The 26315-nt window shown below is 33.4% G+C and carries 11 protein-coding genes; 4 read left to right on the top strand and 7 right to left on the bottom strand.

The genetic code is table 11. The features are described from left to right. The first annotated feature begins 24 nt into the window (after positions 1–24). The 4 genes from CW733_RS00115 to CW733_RS00130 all read left to right on the top strand — a co-directional run bounded on the left by CW733_RS00115 (position 25) and on the right by CW733_RS00130 (position 4398). Positions 25–765 (top strand): hypothetical protein, encoded by a 741-nt coding sequence (locus CW733_RS00115; protein WP_100994562.1) that lies wholly within the window; start codon positions 25–27, stop codon positions 763–765. 93 nt (positions 766–858) lie between these two features. Further along, entirely contained in the window at positions 859–1857 is a 999-nt protein-coding gene (locus CW733_RS00120; RefSeq protein WP_100994564.1) for a M28 family peptidase, read from the top strand. Then, entirely contained in the window at positions 1850–2533 is a 684-nt protein-coding gene (locus CW733_RS00125) for an SDR family oxidoreductase (RefSeq protein WP_100994566.1), read from the top strand. Before CW733_RS00120 ends, CW733_RS00125 begins: the two co-directional genes overlap by 8 nt. Before the next feature lie 875 nt (positions 2534–3408). Next, positions 3409–4398: an ice-binding family protein gene (locus tag CW733_RS00130; protein WP_255411500.1), complete on the top strand. Its 990-nt coding sequence runs from the start codon at positions 3409–3411 to the stop codon at positions 4396–4398. A 643-nt stretch (positions 4399–5041) separates the two neighbouring features. Here CW733_RS00130 and CW733_RS00140 read toward each other — a convergent pair. The 7 genes from CW733_RS00140 to CW733_RS00170 form a co-directional block, all read right to left on the bottom strand. After that, complete coding sequence (locus tag CW733_RS00140; protein ID WP_100994572.1) at positions 5042–5854, bottom strand: DUF5677 domain-containing protein; 813 nt, start codon at positions 5852–5854, stop codon at positions 5042–5044. A gap of 66 nt (positions 5855–5920) precedes the next feature. Continuing rightward, a complete protein-coding gene (locus tag CW733_RS00145; protein WP_232730377.1) occupies positions 5921–8224 on the bottom strand; it encodes a T9SS type B sorting domain-containing protein in 2304 nt (767 codons plus the stop codon). Positions 8225–8345: 121 nt separating this feature from the next. Next, entirely contained in the window at positions 8346–13145 is a 4800-nt protein-coding gene (locus CW733_RS00150) for a T9SS type B sorting domain-containing protein (protein ID WP_100994575.1), read from the bottom strand. A gap of 119 nt (positions 13146–13264) precedes the next feature. Next, positions 13265–15109 carry a gliding motility-associated C-terminal domain-containing protein gene (locus CW733_RS00155; RefSeq protein WP_100994577.1) on the bottom strand — a complete coding sequence of 615 codons (1845 nt, stop codon included), beginning with the start codon at positions 15107–15109 and terminating at the stop codon, positions 13265–13267. Between the two features lie 113 nt (positions 15110–15222). After that, positions 15223–21921, bottom strand: a complete 6699-nt coding sequence (locus CW733_RS00160; protein ID WP_100994580.1) for a T9SS type B sorting domain-containing protein — start codon at positions 21919–21921, stop codon at positions 15223–15225. Between the two features lie 145 nt (positions 21922–22066). Continuing rightward, on the bottom strand, positions 22067–25381 hold the full coding sequence (locus tag CW733_RS00165) for a T9SS type B sorting domain-containing protein (RefSeq protein ID WP_100994582.1): 3315 nt from the start codon (positions 25379–25381) through the stop codon (positions 22067–22069). Positions 25382–25475: 94 nt separating this feature from the next. Continuing rightward, entirely contained in the window at positions 25476–26309 is an 834-nt protein-coding gene (locus CW733_RS00170) for an ABC transporter permease (RefSeq protein ID WP_100994584.1), read from the bottom strand. Between the last annotated feature and the right edge of the window lie 6 nt (positions 26310–26315).

Below are 26315 nucleotides of genomic sequence, written 5' to 3' on the forward strand. Positions count from 1 at the left end.
CTATTATAAAAAAATCAAATTAAAATGAAGAACATTAAAGCTGTAGTACTAATGACGTTTCTTACATTATCAATGTTAATTGGTAATGCTCAAAAAAAGAAAGTTGCAGTAATTACTTTTTATGCAGATAAAACAATTGATTTGTCAGCACTAAGTGCATCAGCAGATTTAATTGCTAAAAACACAAATCTAAGTGATGATCCTGATTTTAATTTAACAGAGCCACTAAAAAAATTACACAATGCTTTTTTTAGTGAATACTCTAAGAACTTCGATTTCGAAATTATTGATGAAAAAGAAGTGTTATCTAACGACGTCTATAAGGAATTTGTACCAACTTATCAAGAAGGAAAAACATTTTTAACAAATGTAGAAACAACTACAGCTATAGAAGGTTATAATGTAATTCCTACCTATAGGAAAAATGTTAAAGATTTAAAACCAGTAGCAGAAGCTTTAGGAGTAGATGCTATTATGTTTATTAATTTATCATTTGGATTTGTTAAAACAGGAATTGGAAGTATGGGCTATGTTAGTGTTCAAGCTAGATATAGTATGGATCTATTTACAAAAGACAATAACAGTATTTTTCAATTTAACGAGATTGCAGGTTCTAAAAAGAAAGCTGTAATGGTAGGAGGTATCCCTGTAATGAATACAAGTAAAATACAACCAATGTGCGAAAGTGCTGTAGAGAAATTAATGAAAGATTTAAATAAAAAAGTACAGCGTTTAGCAAAAAAAGCAAATAAAAAAATGAAATAGGTCTCAACCTTTTTTTATGTACATATTAAAAAGCCTGAATCAAGAATTTGATTCAGGTTTTTTTTATCTTTAAACTCAAATAAAAAATATCAAATGAAAATACTTTCAATCCTTAGCCTTTTAACCTTGTTTATAAGTTGCGATTCTACAAAAAAAAGAGCAGAAACAAATACTGAAACAACTCAAGAGACTGTTATAACAAAACCAGTAGCCAAAACTATAGATTTTGTTAGTCCAGAAGAATTAAAAAGTATTGTTTCGTTTTTGGCTTCCGATGAGTTAGACGGAAGAGACACTGGAAGCGAAGGTATAAACGAAGCTGCAAATTATATAGAAACCAAGTTTAAGGCTTATGGTTTAAAACCGTATTTAGAAACGTATAGAGATAATTTTAAATTTGGAGAACTAGATGCATACAATGTTATTGGTTATCTAGAAGGAACAGATCCAAAACTTAAAGACGAGTTTATTATTATTGGCGCACATTACGATCATATTGGTACTGCAAAAGATGTTAATGGAGACACGATTGCAAATGGAGCAAACGATAATGCTGCAGGAACAAGTGGTGTATTATCTTTTGCAAAGTATTTTTCTGAAAAGAAAACCAATAAAAGAAGTATCATTTTTGCAACCTTTACTGCTGAAGAAAAAGGTTTATTAGGTTCTAAGCATTTAGCTGAAAGATTAAAAGAAAGTGATATCAATCTATATACAATGATTAATATTGAAATGATTGGTGTACCATTTGTAGGTAGAGATTACGAAGCCTTTATTACTGGTTACGAACTATCTAATCTAGCCCAAAAAATGAATGATTATGCGGGTGAAAAACTTATTGGGGCTTCAGATGTAGCAAAAAAATATGGATTATTTAAGCGCTCAGATAATTATGCTTTTTATCAAGAATTTAAAGTGCCAAGTCATACAGTATCATCTTGCGATTTAACAAACTTCGATTTTTATCATCACGTAGACGATGAGGTCGATAAGTTAGATTACAACTTTATGGCAAGATTAATAAACAAATTAGCGCCAGTTTTAGAGCAAATGGCTAATGCTCCAACACAAGATATTAAAATGAATGAGTAAGAATATAATTATTACAGGAACAAGTAGAGGTATTGGTTTTGAGTTGGTACATTTATTAGCCAATCAAGGTCATAATGTGTTAGCATTATCAAGAAACGCACAACCAGTTAGTAATTTGCATTTCGATAATATAGAGTCTTTTGCTTTCGATCTAGGTAAAAAAGAAGACTACAAAAAAGTAGAAGCGTATGTTTCTAAAGAGTGGAAACATGTAGATATACTTATTAATAATGCAGGTGCTTTATTAAATAAACCATTTGCAGAAACTACGATGGAAGATTTCGAGTATGTTTATAAAACTAACGTTTTTGGAGTTGCAGAGATGACACGTTGTGTTTTGCCTTTCATGAAAAAAGAAAGCCACGTTATTACCATAAGTTCTATGGGTGGCGTGCAAGGTAGCGTTAAGTTCCCAGGTTTATCTGCTTACAGTTCTAGTAAAGGTGCTGTAGTAACTTTAACAGAGCTCTTAGCCGAAGAATATAAAGAAACTGGACCAAGCTTTAATGTGCTTGCCTTAGGAGCTGTACAGACCGAAATGCTAGAAGAGGCCTTCCCTGGTTATCAAGCACCAACAACGGCATTAGAAATAGCGAAATATATAGCAGATTTTTCTTTAAATGGGAATAAATATTATAATGGGAAAATGTTACAGGTCTCTAATTCAACACCTTAATTTTAGAGCATTTCTAAATTAATCTTCTGTATTATTAAAGCCTGATTTATTACGACTTTCTCTACATGTTTTACCATCAATAGCAATATGTTTATCCTTAATATCAATAAGACCTGACATCCATTCTGCGAAAATTAATTAAAAAGACTTTGGGTTATAAAGCGAGAAAAAACGATTAAAAGCATCGTGTGATGGAATCCCGTTTTTTAAATCTAAATACTTAGAAAAAAAAATCGATTCTTGCATTGCTAAAACCTTCTATTTATTCCCAATCTTGAGCATTACAAGTTACAGCCAACATTGTTATAAAAACGATAATTCCTACAGGATCTAGTTTTTTTCGATTTAGTCAAAAATCTTTAATACTTTTTTAAAAATCGAGTAATTTATTTTTATTCATATTCACCTGGTAATCAGACGTGTATATAAAATTTATCACTAAAAAAAATCATAAATACTTGATTTTTAGCACATTAAATGAGTGGGGCAAGAATGCGTTTAGCCTGGTTATAAATAAATATGGCTTATATTTGCATAATATAAGGCTTTTCTTTCTCATTAAAAATATTTATTTAAAAAAAAATATGAAATTTATTTTAATTCGTTTATTGCTGCCGCTTATTTTATTTCTTTCGGGCATTGCTTATGGCCAAGTTGGTATAGGAACAACAACACCTGATCTTTCTTCTGCTTTGGATATTTCTTCTACCACTCAAGGAATTTTAATACCGCGATTATCTACGGTGCAAAGAGATGCTATTGTACTTCCTGCAATAGGTTTAATGATTTACAATTACACTTTAGATGATGGTCAATTAAATATTGGAACTCCCACGACTCCCAACTGGATAGGAATGAAAAGAGAAGAGGTACCTATGATTCAATCTATAACTGAGAACAGCATTATTAGCACCACATCCACTACTGATTTATTAATAACAGGGATGACATTATCACCTGCTTCTGGTACATACTTAACTTTCTTTAATGCTCAATTAGTTAGCAGTAAAACATTTAGCTCCGAACAAGGTGTTACTGATGCATCAAATTTATATAATGAATTAATGGCATACCCTGGCGGTGTACCTCATGCTTTAGCATTTGGTAGCGGTGAAACTTTGCTGCCAGGTGTCTATGACGTAGCTGGTGCTCCCTCTATTGCTGGAATCCTTACATTAGATGGTGGTGGAGACCCAAATTCAGTCTTTATTATTAGGGGTCCTGGTGCATTTACTACTGGTGTCGGCACAACGGTAAACTTGATTGGAAATGCAAAAGCCGAAAATATATTCTGGGTATCTAATGCCGCTATGTCAACAGCTGCTAATACTATGATGAAAGGAACTATGCTTGGTGGAGGAACAGGTGCTGGAGCTGTTTCATTAGGAGCTGATTCGAACCTTGAAGGAAGGCTACTCACAAAGTTAGGAGCAGTAACACTTGGAGCGAACGTTGTTATCACAGTTCCAACAGGTATTGCGCCCGTTAATTTGGGAGTTCTTGCTTCATTTGCTATGTGGAGTTCTTCGGGAGCAGTCTCAGACACTGCAACTTCTACAACCACGGGAGATGTGGGTACTGCATTAGGAACTTTAACTATGACTGGTACACATATTGGGGAAGAATATCCTGCTGGAACAATAAGTAGCACCAGTACTACTACGTATAGTATTTATAAAAATGGTGCAGAAGTGCTAAATTCGAGTAGAACCCATAATGTACAAATCTCAACAGTATCTCTTCAGGAGATGGTTACTGTAACCGCAGGCGATACTATTGAAATTAGGTGGAAAGTTGATGCTGGTGAGGCGATACTTAACCATAGAGTTTTATCTTTAATTCGTTCGGGAAATGGATCGTTTTAAATTTTAGAAAAGGATTCGTGGTTCATCATTTAAATTACTTATATCGTTTATGTATACGGAAAGTTGCGTGTTTGACTGCGAGGATTTTTCGAAGGAAAATCAGACGTAACAAAATTGCACTAACCTTTGATTAAGCACTAAACTACTCATTATTTTATACGTTGTTGTGAAACGTATTTTTTCATTCCATTATTTTTTGAATGATAATACTGTCAATCAGAAAAGGTAAAATCAATGTTCCCATAACAACTATTAGAGTTGGTATAATATCAATCAATTTTTCAGGATATTGATTAATTTCTGGTTCACGTTTAAAAATCAAATAATATGGAATTCGAATTATTTTAAATAAAATCAAAAATATTAATGTCATTTGTGAGCCAAAGTAAACAAGGGATTTATCTTCTGTATCAGAGTATTTTTGATAAAGGATTCCGATAATTAAAATTCCGATTGAGATTAATAAATACTTAAAAAAACAGTTCGATATTTTAGTTTTTCTTGGTCAAATATTATAATCCATAGGAATGGAATGAACAATAGAAAATATATTACTTTATCTATATTTATTTGTAGTTCAGAGTGTTTTTATATTTTTTCAGATACTTTTCGTGCTCATTCAGCAAGTCAGATTGATAATTAATTAAAAGCTCTGTTTTTCCAGATAAGATTTTGACTCTTTTAAATTCTCTTTTTCAACGAAAGATTTTGTCAATAATAAATTCATTCCAATTGCTCCATCCATTATCTGTGGTCTTGGTCTATTCCATTCAAGGTTTACTTTAAATTCGTCATTTTCTCTTGTTAAATTATTTGATAATATATCTTGCCAATTTCCGTGAATTGAATGACTTCCGATACCATAAAAAATATTATAAAACTGGTGTCCTGCAACACTTTCTGCTCTTTTTGAAATTGACTTCCATTTTGAACTTCTGTTTACGTTTTCTAAATCAAAATCCGAAGAGTCGAAACTCCTTTCAATTGATTTTTGCATTCTTTCTTCAATATGTAATTTTTCATCATTTCTATCCTTTACATTTTCTTTAATGGTATTCCACAATTGCTTTTCGGTTATGAGTGAATATTTAATGTAATTCTTCAATACATTTTCTTCTCCTTCAACTATCATGAATTGTGTGTTAATAGCCGTTTCAGCAATACATCTATTAATAATGCAACATATTTCTAATTTACCATTGCAAATATTTTCAAGAAATGAAGTGTTTAATTTTATTAACCGAGTTAGGTTTCCACCAATTATGGCTTCATTCCGATTAATTTTTCTTGGAACTCCTTCTTTTCCTTCGCAATATCTGTCTCCAACTATTAGGAATAATAAAGTAATAGTTTGCTTTAATAATTCAACATAAGCATCCATAAACTGATTTTTATCTTTGAATTTAGTTAATTCAGTTTTTGAATATTTTGGTTCTATTTTATGAAGTTCGTTCAAGGTTCGGGTTTAAATGAATGCCAACTCCTTACATAAGGAAGTTCAACACTAAAATACAATACCAAACTATCTCACCAAACTAAAATGACCTTTTAAAACCGTACCATCTTTTAATTCGATAACATACCAATAATCTGAAGTTGGCATCAATCGGCCTTTAAAAGTACCATCCCAACGTTTTGTCGCTTTTAATTGTGTTAGTAGTTTACCATAACGATTAAAAATAGAAGTCCTTTTAATTTTGTTTTTATTATCGATAATACCCCAAGTTTCGTGCACGTTATCTCCATTTGGTGTAAAATATTGTAAAAAACCTAAAAGCGAAAATTCTATAAACGTATTGCCACAGTCATTTTTATCGCGAACATAGATAGTATGAAAACCAGGTTCTAGGTTCGAAAATGTGTTTTCGTTTTGATAAAAACCATTTTCGTTATCAATAGCAAATTCGTAATCACCTTCACCAGAAACTGTAATTGTTGCAGTGTTATTTGTTGTAAGTTCGGTAAATTCTAAATTATCTATTGTTGGTTCGTTAGAAGGTACTAGGGTTAAATCTCTAGTGTTAGAGCAACCGTTAGGGTCTGTAACTATTACTGTGTAGACTCCAATTTGGTTAGCTTCAAAAAAAGGAGTTGTAATTCCTGTGTCTGTTCCATTAAATAACCATTGGTAGTAGTGATTGTTAGCAATATCGTTTGTAACACCACCAACTAAATTTATGGTGTTTGGAAAACTATTTAAGCAATATAAAAACGATTCGTCTTCCGGTAATTGTGGAGTAAATAGAATATTAAGTGTTAATTCTGAAATGGCATAACACTGGTTTGTATCTGTAACTACTTTTACAAAAATGGTTTGAGAATCTTGAATTGTATTGCTGAAGTTTCCGTTTATGCTATTTGTTTCAGTAAAAGCATCAGCACTAGAGGTGTAAAATGTTATCGTTGCATTTGCCGGAACTTGAAATTGTAAAGTAGTTCTAACGTCATTCAAATTAAAGGTTGAAAAACCATCTACTATTTCATCATCGCAAGCATTAACATCTTGTAAGGTTAGCGTATTTGTTGAGATATCTAAAATCACTTCAGCTATAGCTTTACAACCAGATGTTTGGCTAACCACTAAAGCATAAACAGGCTGTGTAACCGAAGTGTTATTAAAATTATTTGGATTTGTAATGGGATTAGTTTCCAAATTGGCATCTGCAGAAGATGTGTAGAAATCTAAAACACCTAAATCTGTATCATTATTTGTAACACTATCTGAGGCATCATATAGGTTATAAGTCGTAAAACCATCTTGATTGGCATCACATTCAAAAAGTGTTGTATTAGAAATATTTGGAAGTGGAGCATATTCTAGAGTAATTTCTCCATAAGAAATACAACCATTATCCAAGGTTACTTCCACATTATAAGTTCCAGTTCCTACAACATCAAGTGTATTTGATGTTTCTGTAGTTTGCTGGACACCATCTTGAAACCAAGTGTAAGTTGGTATTCCAGTTTGTGTAGCATCTAGAGTAATCGTTTCTGTGCCACAAACAGGGTTATTGGTTGCTAATAGTCTGTCTGGACCTAAATCTGTATTTAACTCAAAACTTCCAGCTTCTAGAAAAACAGCAGAATCGAAACGGTAATTTTGCTCGTCTGCAATTACCAGTTTCACATGGTAAGTAACATTAGGGATAGTAGTTGCTGTTGCAGTTAATATAGTCGTTTGACCATTAAAATTTATTGAAGAAGTTGATGTTGCAGATTCAGGATTCCATCCTTCAAAATAAGTTTCATTAATAGGATTGCAAGCACCAGGAATTCCAGAGTGAACTGTTGTTACTTTTACAGGTGTTTGTGTACCAGGAACTAATGCTATATTTTCATAATCTGAAACTTGAGCACTTGCTGGTTTTATTAAAAAGCCAAATAAATCTGAATATTGGCATGTGTTTGAATCTCCTTCTTGATATTCTTCTGAAGCAAAAAGATAACGAAAACTAATTTGATCTGCCAGCGTAATAAAATCGAATTCTATAATAGTAGCATTTGTAGTGTTAGATTCTTGTAATGCCGTTTCTAAATCGATATCTCCAGTCCAATTTGTAGCATCGTCATCACTCAAATTAGCATTAGGCCCTGGAACATTACTTAGTCTTCCTGTGCTTAAAACTACACCACTTTGAAAAGGAAACGTTGTGCCAGTAGCATCAAAATAACCATAGCTCTGGTCTGTTCCTCCAAAGTCTCCACCAACCACAGAGATATTATTTATACTAGAAATACAATCGCTATCTATTAAAATGTCTTCAATAAGTTGTTGTGGAGTATAGGTTTGACTATCTACTGAGATGTTCTGTGCGTTTACAGACATTACGGTAAGCAAGGTAAATAATATAAGGATTCTCTTTATCATAATAACAGCATACAAAGATAAAGAAGTCTTTAAATATTTAAAGAGGAAATAATGTTAAAGGTGTTATTAAGTGAGGCTATTAATATCGTAAAGCAAAATGCCCTGTAACTTGAAATTTCTCGTTGCCATTAACAACATCTGCAACAAACCAATAATCGTTTGCTGGCATTAAATGGCCATTGTAACGCCCATTCCAGCCATAATCGTTATGTTTTAGAACTTTTAAAAGTTTTCCGTAGCGATCAAAAACAGTAACAACAGTGCCTTTTAATTGGCTAACACCAGTAATATGCCAAGTGTCAAAATAGCCATCACCATTTGGAGTTACAAATTGTGGTGCATCGATTACAAACACTTTTTTAGGAGGCGTTGGCTCGCAACCATTAAGATCTATTACTGTAATATAATGTACACCAATTGGTACATTATTAAATATGTTAGAGGCTTGTGGATCGTTATTGTTTAACTGATAGACGTAGTTTCCTATTCCTGAAGTTTCCACAATTATAGTATGTGGATCTTGAAAATCAGGCGAAACCTCGAAATCTACTAAAGCTTGTTGTGAAGCTGTAACACTAAAGCTTGAGGTTGTTGTGCAGCCAAAAGCAGTTGTTACTGTTACCCAATAGTTTCCAATGGTTGTAATATCTATAATTGCTGTTGTGTCTCCTGTAGACCATAAATAACCATCTGAAGGTATATTAGTTTCTGCAGTAACTACCAACGGTAAATTATCTATACAAACCACTTGGTCTGTAATATCTACTTCTGGTTTTCTGTTTATGTAAACATTAAAGCTTCCTGTTGAAAAACAATTAGTAGTTGTATTCTCTAAAGAGACATAAAGTACTTGCTCGTTTTCTGCATTATAGTTTAAATCTGAAATTGCATTAGTGTTATTTAAAGCATCGTTTTCTGTTTCAAAATAATTAATGATGAAATTATTTGAGTTTTGACTACCAAGAATAATAGGTGTTTGTTGTGCTAAATCGAAAATCAAGAAGCCATCAAAATCATCATCACAAGCTTCTAAGTCTTGAAGGTTTAAAGCAGGTAAGGAATTCACTATTAAAGAAAAAGAGCTTGTGCTAAAGCAACCAGTAGCAGCAAACTCTGCTCTAACAAAAATAATGTCGTTGCTAGAGGTGTAATTATAATTAGTATCTAATGTGTTTTGAGGTGTTTGCGCATCTGTAAAATTAGAGTGGAAGGTAAGTATCACATTTTGTTGTGTCCCAATTAGTGCTTCGGTAGTTTCGGTTAAATCAAAAATAGCACCTGTTGTTTCGCAAATAGGATATTCTGTAATTGGTTCAATCTCTGGAGATAAATTTACTATTAACTGAAAAGGAACCGAAGCTCCACAGTTAGAAATTGTATTGTAAACTTCTATATAAACCGTTTGCGGATTCGAAATATTAGTATAATTTTCAGGATTTGTAATTTGGTTTGTATTAGCTAATAAATCGGTTTCATTTGAATAAAAATTTACTATCGTATTATCTTGTCTTATTGCAAGAACATCAACTTCAACTTGCGTTAAATCGAATATAACACTACCATCCATATCTGTGTCACAATCTGTTAAGTTTGGAGCAGTCCCAATAATAGGCACTTGTATAACATTATACTCGTAAGTTGCAATGCCTTTACAAAAAGTGCCATTATCTATACTCGCAAAAAGTTGTTGAGGGTTTACGGTATTTGTAAACGAATCTCCAACAATTGCATTTGTTTCGTTTTGCGCATCGTCTAAAGTTACGTAGTAAGTAACCGTTAAAGTATCTGTACTATTTGCTATAATTTCTTGGGTTTTATTGTTTAAACTGAAGGTTTCAATGCCATCATTAGAATTATCATCGCACACATTTACATCTCCTGGTGCATTGTAAATTGGCTCTGATCCTACTTCTAAAAGAAAAGAGGAAACACCAAAACAATTAGTGTCTGTTATGTTTTCTACAAGTACATAAATGATTTGTAATTGCGATGTGTTATTGTATATGCTATTTTTATCTATGCTAATAGTTAAAGCTGAATCTTCAAAATAAGAAACTTCTTTTCCTGTTTGCCCATTTAAAATTTCGGCATCTTTATCTATAAGAATAAAATCTGAAACTTGGTTGCCATCGGTTTCACAATTTCTAAAATTAGAAATTACTGGAAAATTTGGTAATGTGTTTACAAGAATATTAATAGGCACTAAGTCGTAACAACCGGTTGTATTATTTTCAACTTTAGCAAAAACTGTAGAAGTTTCAGCATTGTAATTTGCACTATCTATAATTTCGTTACTAGAATTATTTGCATCTGCTTGAGTTAAGTAATATGAAATAACCGTTGTTGCATCCGTATTAATTTGAGTATTTCTAGTGGTTAAATCTATTATAGAAAAACCGTATTGATTGTTGTCGCAAATAATAAAGTCAGATGCTGGATTAACAGAAGGAGCAGGTAGTACCTCTATTTGTAAAGGTTTTACATCGTAACATCCAGTTACACCATCTGCAACTCTTACAAATAGAGTAAGTGGGTTTACAGTGTTATTGTAAAAAGGAGGTAATATGTTTGTGCTAGCTTCTGCATCTATTTCAGTTTCAAAATAAGAAACCATTGGACTATCAATGCCAATATTAACAATAGAATTGAAAGTAGCAAGTTCAATAGATGTTAAACTATCATCGTTTGTATCGCAATATGTTACAGGAGCATCGTTTAGTATCGTTACAGAGTCGTTAACATTTAATTGTATTTCGGTAGTATTTGTACAGTCTGGATCTTCAATTAAAAGATATAGTTGTTGAAAACTGTTTTGCACTGTATAAAGTATTGTATCGTCAATAGGGTTTGTGTTGTTGTTTAAATCTACTTCGGTTTCGTAATATGTAATTATAATATCTTGTAAATCATTTGCAATAACATCTGTAATAGCTGTTAAATCGAAAGTGGCTTGACCATCGTCTGGAGCTTCATCACAGGCTCCAAAGTTTCTAATATTAGTACCTGTTTCTAAGATGTTAGCATGTAGTTCTATAGGGACTATTTCGTAGCATGAATTGTTATCGTTCTCAATTCTAATAAAAACAATTTGAAAATCTGGAGTTGTATTTTGAAACTGTGTAGGATTTGCAATAGGATTTACATCGTTGTCTGCATCTTGCTGTGTAATATGATAGCTAACAGTTACATTTGTTACGCCTTGTAAAACATTAACAATAACACTTGTTAAATCGAATATTTCTAAACCATCGTCATCTAGCTCACAGGCATTTATTTGTTGAGGTGTATTGTCAACATCTGGGCTTTCTAAAACTTCAACAGTTATATTTGTGAAAATTGCACAACCAGTTGTAACATCTATAACTCTAATAAATAATTGTTCTGTTGTATTAGTTGGTGTGTAAGGAGATGGGATTGCATTTGTGCCACTATCTGCATCTACTTGTGAATAGTGATAGGTAACACTATAATTTGCGTTGTTATTTGTAATTTCAGAATCACTATCTGTTAACATTGCTTCGCTACTTCCATTACTACAAATTTCTATATTAGAAGGTGCTGTTATTGTAGGCATTGGGTTTACAATTAATACTACTGTAGAAATATAAACACAACCGGAATTAATATCTAAAGAGCGAATATGAATAGTTTGTGGGTTTGTAGTGTTATCTATAGTGTTAAAGCCGTTTATTACGTCCGTTGCGTTTTGATTTGAAATATGATAGGTTATCGTGTAATTTGAATCAGGTATACTAGACTCAATTTGAGTGTTTAATGTTGTTAAATCAAAATTCTCAATACCATCGTTACTTGCATCGTCACATTGAGAGAAGTTGCCTAACTGAGGAAAAGTTTGTATAGAATTTAAAACAATATTTATTTCATCTTCAAAAGTGCAATTGGTTCCATTTAATGGCACTGTAATTAATACAGAGTAAGCTCCCGAGCTTGTTGCAGTTAAAGTACTGGTAGTTTCTCCATTAATAATATTTTGATTTAAAAACCATTCATAACTTGCTTGTGGATTATTAGTTTCTGCAGTTAAGGTAGTCGAAGCATCACATGTTGAAAGATCTGTGCCTAAATCTACACTATTAGTAAAACTGTTGGCTTCTATAAATACTGCGGAGTCGAAGTTTCTGTCGGTTTGATCTGCAATTATTAATTTAATATTATATTCTACATTTGGAGAGATGCTTGCAGATGCAGACATTACTGTGGTTCTTCCATTAAAATTGGTGTCTCCAATATTATAACCCTCAAAAAAACTTTCGTTTTCTGCATCACAAAATCCAACAATTTCTTCGTGAATAGTACTTGTGTTTACAGGAGTTGTTGTTCCAGAAATAACAGCTAAGTTTTGGTATGGTTGGGTTGTGCCAGCTTCTTTTATTAAAAAAGCAAAACCATCTGAATAGTTACATGGGTAATCGGCAAAATATTCTTCGGATGCTAATATGTAATTAAAATTGATGCTACTTGTTGCAGATGTAAAATTGAATTCTATAGAAGTAGCGTTTAAAGTATTGTTAATTCCTAAGGCAGTTTCTAAATCTGGATCTGTTTGCCATGCAGTATCACCTTCGTTAAGTGCATTCGTGTTTAGCGTATTTCCTGCGGAGTTTACGTTTCCAGAAGATAAGACTATTCCATTTTCGAAAGGGAAATTAGAGTTTCCTCTCTGAAAAAAACCATAACTAGTAAAACCGTTAACACTTCCATTTATGGAGCTTGATATGTTAGAAACTTCTACACAGCCTTCAATTAAGGAGTTAATTAACTGATCAGGAGTTTGGGTGTCGTCGATTGTTATTTGCTGTGCATAAGCTACTTGCAGAGTAAAGGCCAAAAGGAATAATGTAGGTAGGTAGTTTTTCATTTTTTGGGATATTTAGAACCTTCATAGTTAACCAGGGCTGATTAAATAACGGTTTAAAGGTATAAAAATAACGATAATTAGTTTAAAAGCAAATTTAATCGACAAAATACGTCATTATTTTAGCGATTTAAGTAAACCCAACCAGTATAATTACGATAATTAGGGTCGTTTGGTCTTAATAAGTAAAAATAAGTTCCAGTAGGTACTAATTTTCCTTTGTTTAAGCCTTGGTTAGAAATGCCATACCATTTTAAATCGTCGCTGCCTTTAAAAATAAGGTTCCCATATCTGCTGTAGATTAATAATTCATGCTCTTCGAAGATTGTATAGAGGCCTTGAATATTGAAAAAATCATTATATCCATCATTGTTTGGCGAGAAGCCTTCTGGAATATATGGTGGACAATTTTCTGTGTTTAGTTGAAATGTGAAGATGTCGTAACAATTATTTTTTTCTGCATTTATATATATAATTTGTGGAGTAGTTAGCGATTGGTAATTTTCTGGATTTAAAATACTACTTGTATTCTGTTGCAAGTTTTGAAGCGACTCAAAAAAACTGAAGCTTATATAATTAGTTTCATCGATTTCTAACAATGCATCATATAAATTGAAGATTGCTGTGTTAAAGCCTATATCGCATAATTCTAAATTTGATAAATTGGTAATTGTTGGTTCTGGGAATAAATTAATTACTGTTTCGTCTGTATTGTTTGTTTCTATAATTTCAATAACTGTACTGTTTCCGTTGCCATCATCATCTATAATAATATTTAGTAAAAAATTATCTGGAATAGATATTGGAATGTTGATGGAAATGACTCCATTTTCACTACCATTAATTGGTATGCTATTTTCCGTTTGAGTTTGTGCTAATAATTGTCCTTCCGCATAAATAGCAATTGGTGTATTTGCAGGCAATGGATCTGTACTATTAGTATTGTAAACTGTATAATTAATTGTGATTTCTCTTGTGGCACAACTTACATCTACAGTGTCTATTGTAACTGTAGCATCTGGTAACTGACTATTTAAAACAGTGATAATGTTGTTAATTATTATTAAATCTGCACTAAATCCGCCAGTATTTGGGTTTATAGCACCTGTTGTTAGTTTTATTTCTACTTGAGTGTCACCAATTGCAATATTATTTTCTATGCTGTATACATCTAAATCTGCATTATAAAATGTTGTAGAATTAGTAAAAGAGTTTGTGCCGTTAAAAGCATTGTCTGCTAAATTTAATGGCGGATTTGAGATGATATTTCCGTTTATAGATAGGCTTTCTCCAAAGTTTAGGGCATTATCTCCTTCCCAAGTCAAGAAACCAATTTTTGCATTGTCGTTATCAAGTACATTTACATTCTCAAGTAAAATAGTTTTTTCGGTGACGTTTCTATTTATGATTTCTAAACCTTGAAATAGGTTTACTTGATTTAATGGCAATGCACTATTTTCGAAAATGACATATAAACTCCAGCCTGCGAAATTTGTTCGATTGCCGCAATAACCAGGGTTATTTGCTAAAGTTTGAGAGATGTCTAAGTCCGAAAGTGTGTATATTGTATTGCCTTCTGCTATAATTTGATTTGTTACATCTGCATAACAAGAGAAGTAATTTAAATCGCCAAAGCTAAAATCAGAATAAATGGTGTTGTAAGTTGCTGTAGCAATAATTTGAGTGCCATTAAAAGACACCTCTGTGTCTCCTAACCCAGAACCAGCCCAATATAAATAGGCTGCTATTATAGTAGAAGAATTATCTAGATTAAGATTTGCTTGAGAGGAAGGTAGCGTTTCGCAAAAACTTCCAGAAATGTTGTTTTCTGCTTCATTTAATGTATTACCTATTGCTAAATAATCATAATGACCATTAAACTGTTGAAATATAGAAATGTCTTGTGCTTTTGCTTCAAAATGAAGAAAAAAGACAGTAAGCAATATGATTAAATTTCTATTTAGCATTCCAATTTTATAATGATATAAACTTACGAATATTTTAGCTTATAATTTGTAAACAAAAACGCCTGAACTAATGTTCAGGCGTTTTTTAGTTTTAAAGACTTACTACGTGTCCTTTAGCGTTTCAAAGTAAAGTGTCTACGAATAGATTTTTTCTCATCTGTACTTGGTTCTCTATATTCTAAAGTAAACCAATAATCACTTGTTGGCATTGGGTTACCGTTGTAAGTACCATCCCATCCTGCTCCTGTTGGACTCAACTGTTTTAATAGTTTGCCATAACGATCGAAGATATAAATAACAGCGTCTGGCTGTCTTCCAATATCGTAAACATTCCATGTGTCGTGGTAACCATCTCCATTTGGTGTAAAGTATAATGGGTAATCCATAACCATAACTGGAATTGTTGTTTCTCCACAACCTACCGTGTCTCTTACTGTTACCATGTGTTCTCCTGCTGCAACATCTGTAAAGGTATACACATATGCTCCTGCTGCATTTAACGTTCCTAATTCCCAACTGCCGCCATCGATACTAAACTCGTATACTGCTATTGAGGTCGTTGTTGTACCTGTTGCTGTTACTAATATATCGTGTTGATCTGCAAAAGCTAAGCTTGTTATCTCATAAGCTACTGCTGGTGGCTCGCTTACTGTTACGAAAGTGTTAACTTCAATACTTGGACATCCTGTTGCAATATCTGTTGCTATAACTCCATAAGTTCCGCCTTCGGTTGGCTCTATAAACTCAGCTGTTTCTCCTGGTATATCTGTACCATTTAAGTTCCATACAAAAGTATAGAATGCTGGGTCTAATCCTGTGTCTATTACTGGTGAGTTAATTACTTCTGTACCATTTGTGTTGATACATAATAAATATTCGGCCTCTAATGTAAACGATGGCATTGGGTTTACTTGTAAAGTAACTTCTGCTGTTTCATAACAAGCAGATGTATCGTTGTCTACTTCTCCATCGTTGTTTAAATCTACTAAATCACCAAGACCATCGCCATCTAAGTCGATGTAATCTATAATGCCATCTGCATTGGTATCAAATCCTTCTGCTACTCCATCACCATTAATATCTACAATATCAAATATGCCATCTGCTGGTACAGTGGTGTCGATTGTATCTATTGTGCCATCGCCATTAACATCTAATCCTACAGTTAATGTAGTAAGATCTAAATTTAGTGTGCCTGGAATATCATTATCTACTCTTACAATAATTACTTGTGGGTTTACTGTATTGGTATATGTAAATGGTAGCGGATTTGTACCTGCATCTGCATCGACTTGATTATCGTAATACGTTACCGTGTAATTTAATGGGTCTTGGCCATCTAATACAAAAGGATTTTGTGTTGCTAAATCAAACTCAACCATGTCGTTTGTTGTATCGTTATCAAACTCCATAGTATCGTCACATACTTGGTAAAGTATTGCAACACCATCTGGATTGGCTTGTGCTGCTTCGTCTACTACTAAATTGAAGGTTAATGCTGTGGTATCACATCCTGTTACTGTGTTTGTAATGTTTACGTAAATAGTTTGTGGATCACTAGTATTCGTGTAATCGCCACTTGCTGTTAAATCGTTCATTGAAGCATCTGCTTCGCCTTGCGTTTCATGGTAAGTGACTGTAAATATTGCTGGATCTTGTCCGTTTAATATCGCTGCTGTCATCGTTGTTAAATCGAAGTCTGCAACGTTGTCTGTATTCAGCTCACAAATAACATAGTCGTTTACTGGTGTAACTACTGGTAATGGGTTTACAATAACATCGAAGCTTACTAAACTGTAACAGCCTGTTCCATTTAATCCTGTAGCATCTGTACCATTGGTAAGACGTACAAAAATAGTTTGTGGTGTTACTGCTACGTTTGGATTTCCAGGATCTTCGTTAATATGCATGGTTGGGTCTGCTATCGCATTGTTACCCATTACAGCATCGTCTTGTGTAATGTAGTAACTTGCTGTTACACCTACTTCTCCATTGATAATGAAGCCTTCGTTTTGTGTTAAATCGAATGTTTCTAATAAATCGTTTGGTCCTACAATGTCTATATCGTCACACAATTCTAAATCTACTGGATTTGGACTTGGTGATGGGTTTGGGATCACTCTAATAGTTACGGTTGTAAAGCTAAAGCAGCCTGTGTCGCTATCGGTTACTCTTACGTATAGGGTTTGTGGTCCTGTCATCGTATTTTCATACGCTGTTGGATCTGCTATGGCATTAATATCTGCTTGAGCATCGGCTAATGCTTCGTAATAAGTAACTATCCAACTCACGTTTGTAACACCTGTGATTTCGATGTCTTCAACCGTTAAATCGAAAAATGTAATGCCATCGTTAGCTTCCATGTAATTGGCATCTAAATCGTCACATTGGGTTAATTCATTATCATAATTAGCAGCGATTACTGGTGGGAATTCTACCCTTATAATAAAGCTTCCTGTAGTTACACAACCGTTAGCATTGCTTACTAAACGTATATATATCGTTTGTGGATTAGCGACATTAGTATAGTTACTTGTGTTTACTATTGGGTTGTTTCCTGAGTCTGCTAGTGCTTGTGTTGTGTGGTAGCTTAGCGTGAAATCTGCTGCTGTTTGTCCTCCTGTAAAAATTTGTGGTGTGATTACGGCATCAAAATCAAACTGGTTAACACCATCGTTATCATCATCACAAATAATATAGTCGTCGATTGCAATTGGTACTACTGGTGAAGGTAATACTACTAAATCCATAGTTACAATGGTAAAACAACCGGTAATATCGTTTTCTGCTAATACATAAATAGTTTGCAGATTAGCAACGATGTTTGCGTATGGACTTACTAATGGATTTGTCATGCTCATCGCATCGGCTTCTGTTTCGTAGTAGCTAATAGTGATGTCTGGCTCGCCATTGGCTATTATTGCAGATTGACCGTCTAGATCGAACATATCGTAAAAACCATCGTTATCGTCATCACATTCGTCTGATGGTAACGGCATTGCTACTGGTGATGGTAATGGGTTTACTCTTAAATCTAGAGTAATCGTACTTACACATCCTGTAACATTGTTTGTTGCTCTAACGTAAACCGTTTGTGCATTGCTTGTGTTAGAATATGGACTAACGATTTCTACTGTTGCGTCGTTAGTGTCTGCTCCTGCTTGTGTGCTAAAGTAAGTTAAAGTAATACCTGTTTGTCCGGCTAGTATTTGTGCATTAGCATCTTCTAAGTTGAAGGCTTCTACTTCATCGCCTGGATTATTAACATCGCATAAACTTAGTGGTGTTGGCTGTACTAATACTGGCAATGGATTTACTATTAATTCTAAGGCTACTGTTTTATAACAAGCTGTAGCATTATCTTCTACTCGTACCCAAATGGTTTGCATGTTTGCCGTTGTATTTACATAGGCGTTTGGTGTTGCAATAGCATTGGTTGGTGCTTCAGCATTAGCTTCTGAGGTGTAATACGTAATAGTGTATAATGTTGGGTCTAAATCGTTAGAAGTATCTGCATCTAATAGGTTTAGAATTTCTGGATCTTTGGTTGGTAAATCGAACGTAGCAAAACCATCGGCATTATCATCACAAACTTCTAGTGGTGTTAATACTAATGCTGTTGTTATTTGTGGTGTTGGATTGACAATAAGTACTAAGTCTACAAATGTTGCACAGTCGGTTGCAATTGTAGAACTTTCTACACGCACGTAAATGGTTTGCATGTTGACTACAATGTTATTATAAGGACTTGCTAATGCATTAACATTGTTGTCTGCATCTGACATCGTTTCATGGTAAGTTACCGTAAGTCCTGGTGCGCCTCCTGTGATTTCTGCTTCCGAATCGGTAAGTGTAAAGACGCCAAATCCATCACTGTCTGGATCGCAATATTCTAAATTCGCTGGTGTAAAAGCTACTGGTGCTTGCTCTACTACTAGATCTAATGTTGTTGTGTCGTAGCATCCTGTATTTACATCTTGTACGCCTACAAAAATAGTTTGCATGTTAGGCACAACGTTAGTGTACGGGCTCGCTAATGGATTAGCTTGTGCATCTGCATCTGCTTGTGAAAAGTAATACGTTACAGCGTATGCTGGATTACCTCCTGAAATTTCGTTGTTTTTTAGGGTTAGGTTGAATGCATTGATTCCATCAGTTGTGGCATCATCACATATTTCGAGTGGAGTAGGAACTACAACCGTTGGATTAATATTTACTACTATTTCAAAATTAATACTAGTAATTAGACAGCTATTTGTATTGTTTTCAACTCTAACAAAAAGAGGTTGAGGATTATTTGTATTAGTATAAGGACTTGTTAATGCATTTGTGTTATTGTCTGCATCAGTTTGTGTTTCAAAATAATTAATTGTGAAATTAGTTGCATTTTGTGTTCCTAATACTTCAGCATTAAATTGTGTTAAGTCTATGTTTGTAAGTGTTGGTGTATCGCTACAAACCACTAAATCATTTACTGTATTGTTTAGAGGTAAAGGATCTACAGTGATATCCATATTTGCAATACCAAAACAGTCGTTGGCGTTTTCTACACGAATAAAAATAGTTTGTACAAAAGGTGTTGTGTTGGTATATAAATTTGGAAGTTGGTTTATTTCTAATTGCGCATCGTTTGCAGTTGCGTAATATGCAACGGTTAGACCAGGAGGTAAGGTTGCTAGTATTATTGGATCAGCATCAGAAAGCGTAAACTCTGTAAAACCATCATAATTATCATCACATGTGTTTAATCCTGCATTATTAATATCTGTTGCAGTAACGTCTAAAATATATTCAGCAGTACGAAAACAGCCAGTTGTTGCATTTTCTACACGAACATATATGGTTTGTGGGTTTGTGGTATTTGTAAATGGAGCTGGAGTTAAAGCATTCATTGCACCTTCTGCATCTGCTAAGTTTAAATGGTGTGTGTAATTAAAACCTGCGGTGTTACCACTAATCATTACGTTTACATTAGCTTCATCTAAGTTATATTCGGTAAAACCATCTGGTACTCCATCTTCGTCACATTGTACTAAAGTTGCATTTTGTACTTCGGGCAATTCATCTACAAAAATATTAAACTGTGTAACGGTAAAACAATCCATAACTGCACCATTTAATCTCACATTAATTACCTGTGTAGTTGCAGTTGTGTTGGTGTAGGTAGTAGGATTTAAAATTGGGTTTGTATTGTTTTGTGCATCTAGAGGAGTTTCAAAATAAGTAACGGTTGTATTTGCTTGACCATTAATTAGCGCTGCATCTTGTGTTGTTAAGTCGAATTCTGAAAATCCGTTAGTATCATCTCCATCTGTATTATTATCACAAACATGGTAATCTTGAATAGGTGTAGCTATTGGTTGTGCTTGTGCAACAATATTAAAGGATGTTGTAACAAAGCAAGTACTTGTTGTATTTTGTAATCTTACAAAAACCTCCTGCATATTGGCACTAGTATTTGTGTAAGTTGTAGGATTTGGTATAGCACCAGTATTCGCTATAGCATCTGTTTGATTTTCAAAATAAGTTGCTACAACATTTGCTTGACTATTAATTAACGCAGCATCTTGTGTAGATAAATCAAATTCGGCAAAGCCATCACCATCTGGATCGCAGATCCCATAATCAGGAATAGCAGTTACTTGTGGTTGCGCATTTACTATTAAGTTAAAAGGTGTTGTAGAGAAAGCATAACAGCTGTTATTTGTGTCGTTTGGTGTAACACGAATAAATATCTCGTCTGGATTTGTTGCATTAGGAAACGGGCTTGCTAAAGCATTATTTCCGGTATCTGCATCTGCAGCAGTTTCATGATAGGTTACTGTATAGTCTAAAGGATTTTGCGCGCCTAAAATAGCATTTGTTTGCGCTTCTAAATTAAAAAGTTCTATTTGGTCGTTTAAACCATCGTCACACACTTCCAGGTCTGGAGGTGTATTTATTACAGGAATAGGATCTAGAAATAAATTGAATTCTTGAATTGAAAAACAACCTGTAATGGTATTTGTAATTGCTGCATATATGGTTAGTCCATTTGTTAAGTTAGGGTATGGACTTGTTATAGCATTTGCACCAATGTTAGCATCACTTTCGCTTTCGTAATAGGCTACAACAACATCTGTTTGTGTGCCAATAATAAGAGGTGTGTTTTGTTCTAAATTAAATGAAGATGAATTACCTGTGTTGCATATAGTGATGTCTAAAGCGTTTCCAACTGGATCTGTTTCACTAGTTGGTGCTTCACTAAATTGTGCTGTTCCTGTCCAATCTAAACTAAAAGGACTGTTTCCAAATGGTCTGTCTATTACTATGAAATAGGACTCTCCAGCTAAAGCATCAATTTCAGTGACAAAACTATTACCAAGCATACCTGGACCATCAGAAGTTGGAGAGCCTTCGGCAGCAGCAATAGCATTATTCATTCCGGTAAGGTTATTACCTTGGTTTGCAGCGTCAGGATTGGTTGTGTTACAACGAATAGTTTGTCCTAAGTTACCGCAACTAACATTAGGTCCAAAAACAAAAAAATCATAATCTTCAGTTATTGCTGTACTACTTGGAGTTAAAGTAAAAGCTAAAGTTCCATTTGTTACAACTGTTACTTCTAGCCATAGACTATTGTTCTCATTACTACTACATGAATCGGCAAACTCGTTACTGTTATTTCCTGCTCCATTTACATCTAAGACCACATCAGAATCTCCACAAACAACAAGAGCATTTACGCAGTCGTTAGGTTGTTGAGCTATTACTGAAACAGATTGAAATAATAAAACAAGAGTTAATATTGTTTTTAAAGTATTCTTTAACATTGAGGATGTTTTTAAAGTTTTGGATGATAGTTTAACTGAAATAAATATAATTTTTGAAGGCAAATTTACTACTATTATAACAACTGAAAGCAGAAAAGACCTACATAGCTTATTGAAAAAATATATAAGAGCTAAATATTAAGGCTTAACGTTTTAATGTAAAGTGATTTTTATACAGACGTCCATCTTGTAAAGTTACAGAAAACCAATAGTCGCTTTGTGGTAAAGGAATACCTTTAAAAGTACCATCCCAACCTTTGCTATTTGGTTTTATTTGAGCAATAAGTTTTCCAAAACGATCGAAAATTAAAATTTCAGAATTTGGTTGAAATATTTTTGACACACCATAAACCTGCCAAGTGTCATTAAAAGTATCACCGTTTGGAGTGAAAAATAAAGGAAAACCAATAACAGAAATATCCTGATTAATTTCACCACAATTATTTTTAATGTCTCTAATAGTTACGCTGTAAATTCCTGGTGATAAATGTGAGAAAATAGTACTAGTTTGAAAAGGTGTTGTGTTCCCTTCTTGATCTGTTAGTGCATATTGGTATTCACCTTCACCACTAGTTAAAATAGTAACTAGGTTGTTATTTAGACTACCATCGTTAATTTCAATATTTTCTATTGTCGCGATATTAGATGGTTCAACAATAATAGTTCTTGTACTGTTACAAAAAGTCGTATTGTTTGTAACTGTTACAGTGTATGTTCCTACTGTGTTTATAACTATAGTTTCTGTGTTTTCAGAATTTGGTAACCAGCTAAAACTATAGTTTGTTGCATTATCATTTAATCCAGCATCTAAAGTTATGGTATCTGGGAAATCGTTTAAGCAATAAGGTACAATCTCATCATTGTCTAGTTGTGGCCTTGGGTCTATAGTTAAAAAGACTTCGTTTATTCCATAACATGCATTGTCGTTTTCAACACGAACATAAATAGTTTGCGAGTATGGAATAGTGTTTTGGTATGGTGAACTTAGTGGATTGTTTTCTAATAGCGCATCGTTAGCATTTTCATAATATGTGATGTCTAATCCAGCTGGTAATCCAAGTAAAATACCTGCAGAGAAATCGTCTAAATAAAAAGTGTTTAAGCCATCTTCACTACCTAATTCGTCGCAAACAGATTGTGCAGTGTAATCATTAATTTGTGTGTCGCTTGTTTCCAATTCTAACTCTGAGAAATTAAAACACCCTGTACTATTATTGGTAACTCTTACATAAATGGTCTGCGGATTTACAGTGTTGTTAAACGCATTGCCATCGATGGCATTTATGTTCCCTAAAGCATTTATTTCAGAAATAAAAAATTGTGTTGTAACATCTGCAGCGCTTCCTGTAATTGCACTATTTGCTTGGGTTAAATTAAAAGTTGTAAAACCATCAACCATTCCATCTTCATCACATTGGTAAATTTCAGTATCAAAAGCTTCAGGAATTGGATTAATTACTAAATTAAGGCTTCCTATAGTAAAGCAATTTGAGTTATCATTATTTTCAATTCTAATAAAAAGTGTTTCGTTTATTGGTGTTTGGTTGGTGTAATTATTAGAATGATTATTAGTTGCAGTAGTAGCATCTACTTGTGATCCATAATAGGTAATAGTGAATTGTGCTGGGTTTTGAGAGCCAAGAATATCGGTATCAAAGTCTGATAATATTAATGCTGTCTGTCCATCCATTGGATTTGTATCTGTATCACAAACATTGAGATCATTAGTAGAGGTAATTGAAGGCGTGGCAAATACTTTAATTTCAAAATTAGTAATATCAAAACAATTGGTATTGTTCTTGTTTTCTATTCTAGCAAATATAGTTTGTGGATTTAGGGTGTTTTGAAATAGGCCATTAATAGCATTAGAACCTGCTTGAGCATCAATTGTCGATTCGAAATATTTTACTTCAAAAACACTACTGTCTTGACCATTTAATAGAGCGTTAGTTTGTGTTGAAAAGTCAAAGCTCTCCATACCATCGTTATCTGTATCACAAGTAAACATGTTAGTTGGTTGGTTTGCAACAGGAACATTATAATATGTAACATTGGCTTCCCCTATAATTAAGCCGCAATTGGCTCCATTAACTTCAATTTCTACTCTGTATATACCAGAGGTAGTAATAATTAAATCAAAATCACTTTCTGCTAAAGGCAGGCCATCTTTTGTCCAAGTGTAGATGGCTCCTGGAATATTGTCTGCCATTAAGGTGTAAGTGTCACCAGTACAAAGCGGTAAATTAGTTGTGCTATTACCATTTTGGATTATATCTATATCTTCACTAAAAAAAGAAGTGATAAAAGGCGGTAAACCTTGTCTCGAATTACTTGTTAACGCAATGGCATTATGCTGGTAATTACAAGCTGTGCCAATTTGATTAGGTTCATTAACAACAGATAAAAATGGAACTCCTATTTGATAATTGTCGCTCATGGCTCGATATATTTTACCATCTGGACCTAGTTGTAATCCTCCTCTGTAGGTTTCTCTACCGTCTATTAGAGTTTGAGATCCACTAATATTTGCTGCATTTAAATTAAACTGTAGTAGAGCTCCATATTGGTTGTTAGAACTATTCGCGTTTGTATTGCTGTTAAAAACCGATACATAAAGTAAATTGTTGTTAGGAGAAAACTCTACACCATAAGAGCGTAAAAGCGTTCCGTCTGGAGCGCTAAAACTAGTATTGATTGTTTGTGCATTACTAACTGTTCCAGTATCTGTGTCAAAATCGTAAAGAAAAAGCCCTTGTCCAATATTTGCACTTACCAATTTTGTACCATCCGGAGAGAATTTTAAATAACCTCTAGCTTCACTAATACCATTTCCTATTGTAGTTATTACAGGTGTTGTAATAACACCTGTGCTTGTTACTTGGTAAGCATAAAATGCGTTATTGTTATTGCCTCCAGAATTATCTGCATAAGTAATTACCCAAACATCTTGCGTTTGGCAATCTTTTAAAACTGCACTTAATTTCTCAGAGGTATTACTAAGTAATTGGGTTTCAGAACCTGTTACAACATTACCTAATCCACCATTTAAGGTCATATTTACTTCATAAAAATGAAAACCTAGATCTTCATTATCTAACGAAGGTGTATCTACTGTAAAAACATAATAGATGTTGGTGTCTTGTGGTTTCGGAATTATTATGGCAGATTGCGTACTCGATGGGTCACCTTTTAAACCAATACCATTTGGCATTACTAAATGGTTGGCATTGTAAACTGTTCTTCCGTCTGTATAGAATAATAAATTACCATTAGCATCCGAAATACTTGTGCAACCTTCGTCTGTTGCTAATTGCCCATTATTAACAGCAGTAACAGTATCTGTGTCTAAATTAAAATTTATACCAGCATTGTCTCCAAAGTACCAATTGGAGGCTTCTTTTTGAGCATTAGAAAACGCACAACATAAAAGTGTGGTAAGTATTATTACAATTTTTTTCATCTTATTATAGGCAATAGCTATCAAAGATATTGTAAAAACCTTTAGTTAACTATAGTATAAGTGTTAAAATAAAACAGATTATAATGTCATTTTATTATAAATCCCTTTTTAATAATAACCTATAAGATAGGTAGATGAATAGTGCAGACCAACATAATACAATTGCAATTTCGTACCAATGTACAGCATAATCGTAACTTAAGTCTTGTCCAGCAACACTAGCAATTTCTTTTACGGCACCAAGTCTCGAACCTGGTTCGTCTATTAAATTCCAAAGCGATTTAAAAGGTAAGAAATTATAAATGTTATCTACAATATCAGACTCTCTATAAAAGCCTTTAAATATTAAATAGCTAAAAAACTCAACAAAAAAGTAAACAACAATGGCACCTATAGCAAAAGCAGAACGTTTAATTAGCATTCCAGCAAAAAGCCCCAAACAAAAGAAACCAAAGAGCTTAACAAAAAATGCTATAAGATATTCTAAATCAGAAAAAATGATATTTGGTTCTGTATAACTCGAAAAAATAAGACCTAAAATTAAAGAGATAACAAAGACAAATACGGTAGAAATAAATGCAAAAACAACGACGGTATAAACTTTAGATAAAATCCATTCTTTTTTACTTAAGCCATCAATTAAATTCTGTTTAATTGTTTTGTTACTGTACTCATTTGCAACCATAGATACAATTACAATAAGTAAGAAAAATTTTAATAATCCTGCAACAAACGTGTTAAAATGCCAGATGTATGGGAAGTTAAAAATACCCTGTTCTGCTAAATGGAATTTAAACATTCCGAAATCGAATTTTATAGCAGAAATTAATGCAATAGATGATAGAAGAATAAAATAAGCTAGTATTAATACTTTACTTGCCTTGTTATTCCACAGTTTTATAAATTCTATATTTAAAAGTCTTAACATGATCTT

It is taken from the genome of Lacinutrix sp. Bg11-31, from assembly GCF_002831665.1.
GTDB lineage: Bacteria > Bacteroidota > Bacteroidia > Flavobacteriales > Flavobacteriaceae > Lacinutrix.

What these genes read in the sequence shown, in the direction of transcription:
- CW733_RS00165 (WP_100994582.1), bottom strand. Translation starts at nt 25,381, where the DNA reads ATGAAAAAAATTGTAATAATACTTACCACACTTTTATGTTGTGCGTTT.
- CW733_RS00150 (WP_100994575.1), bottom strand. Translation starts at nt 13,145, where the DNA reads ATGAAAAACTACCTACCTACATTATTCCTTTTGGCCTTTACTCTGCAA.
- CW733_RS00115 (WP_100994562.1), top strand. Translation starts at nt 25, where the DNA reads ATGAAGAACATTAAAGCTGTAGTACTAATGACGTTTCTTACATTATCA.
- CW733_RS00125 (WP_100994566.1), top strand. Translation starts at nt 1,850, where the DNA reads ATGAGTAAGAATATAATTATTACAGGAACAAGTAGAGGTATTGGTTTT.
- CW733_RS00170 (WP_100994584.1), bottom strand. Translation starts at nt 26,309, where the DNA reads ATGTTAAGACTTTTAAATATAGAATTTATAAAACTGTGGAATAACAAG.
- CW733_RS00155 (WP_100994577.1), bottom strand. Translation starts at nt 15,109, where the DNA reads ATGCTAAATAGAAATTTAATCATATTGCTTACTGTCTTTTTTCTTCAT.
- CW733_RS00160 (WP_100994580.1), bottom strand. Translation starts at nt 21,921, where the DNA reads ATGTTAAAGAATACTTTAAAAACAATATTAACTCTTGTTTTATTATTT.
- CW733_RS00130 (WP_255411500.1), top strand. Translation starts at nt 3,409, where the DNA reads ATGATTCAATCTATAACTGAGAACAGCATTATTAGCACCACATCCACT.
- CW733_RS00145 (WP_232730377.1), bottom strand. Translation starts at nt 8,224, where the DNA reads ATGTCTGTAAACGCACAGAACATCTCAGTAGATAGTCAAACCTATACT.
- CW733_RS00120 (WP_100994564.1), top strand. Translation starts at nt 859, where the DNA reads ATGAAAATACTTTCAATCCTTAGCCTTTTAACCTTGTTTATAAGTTGC.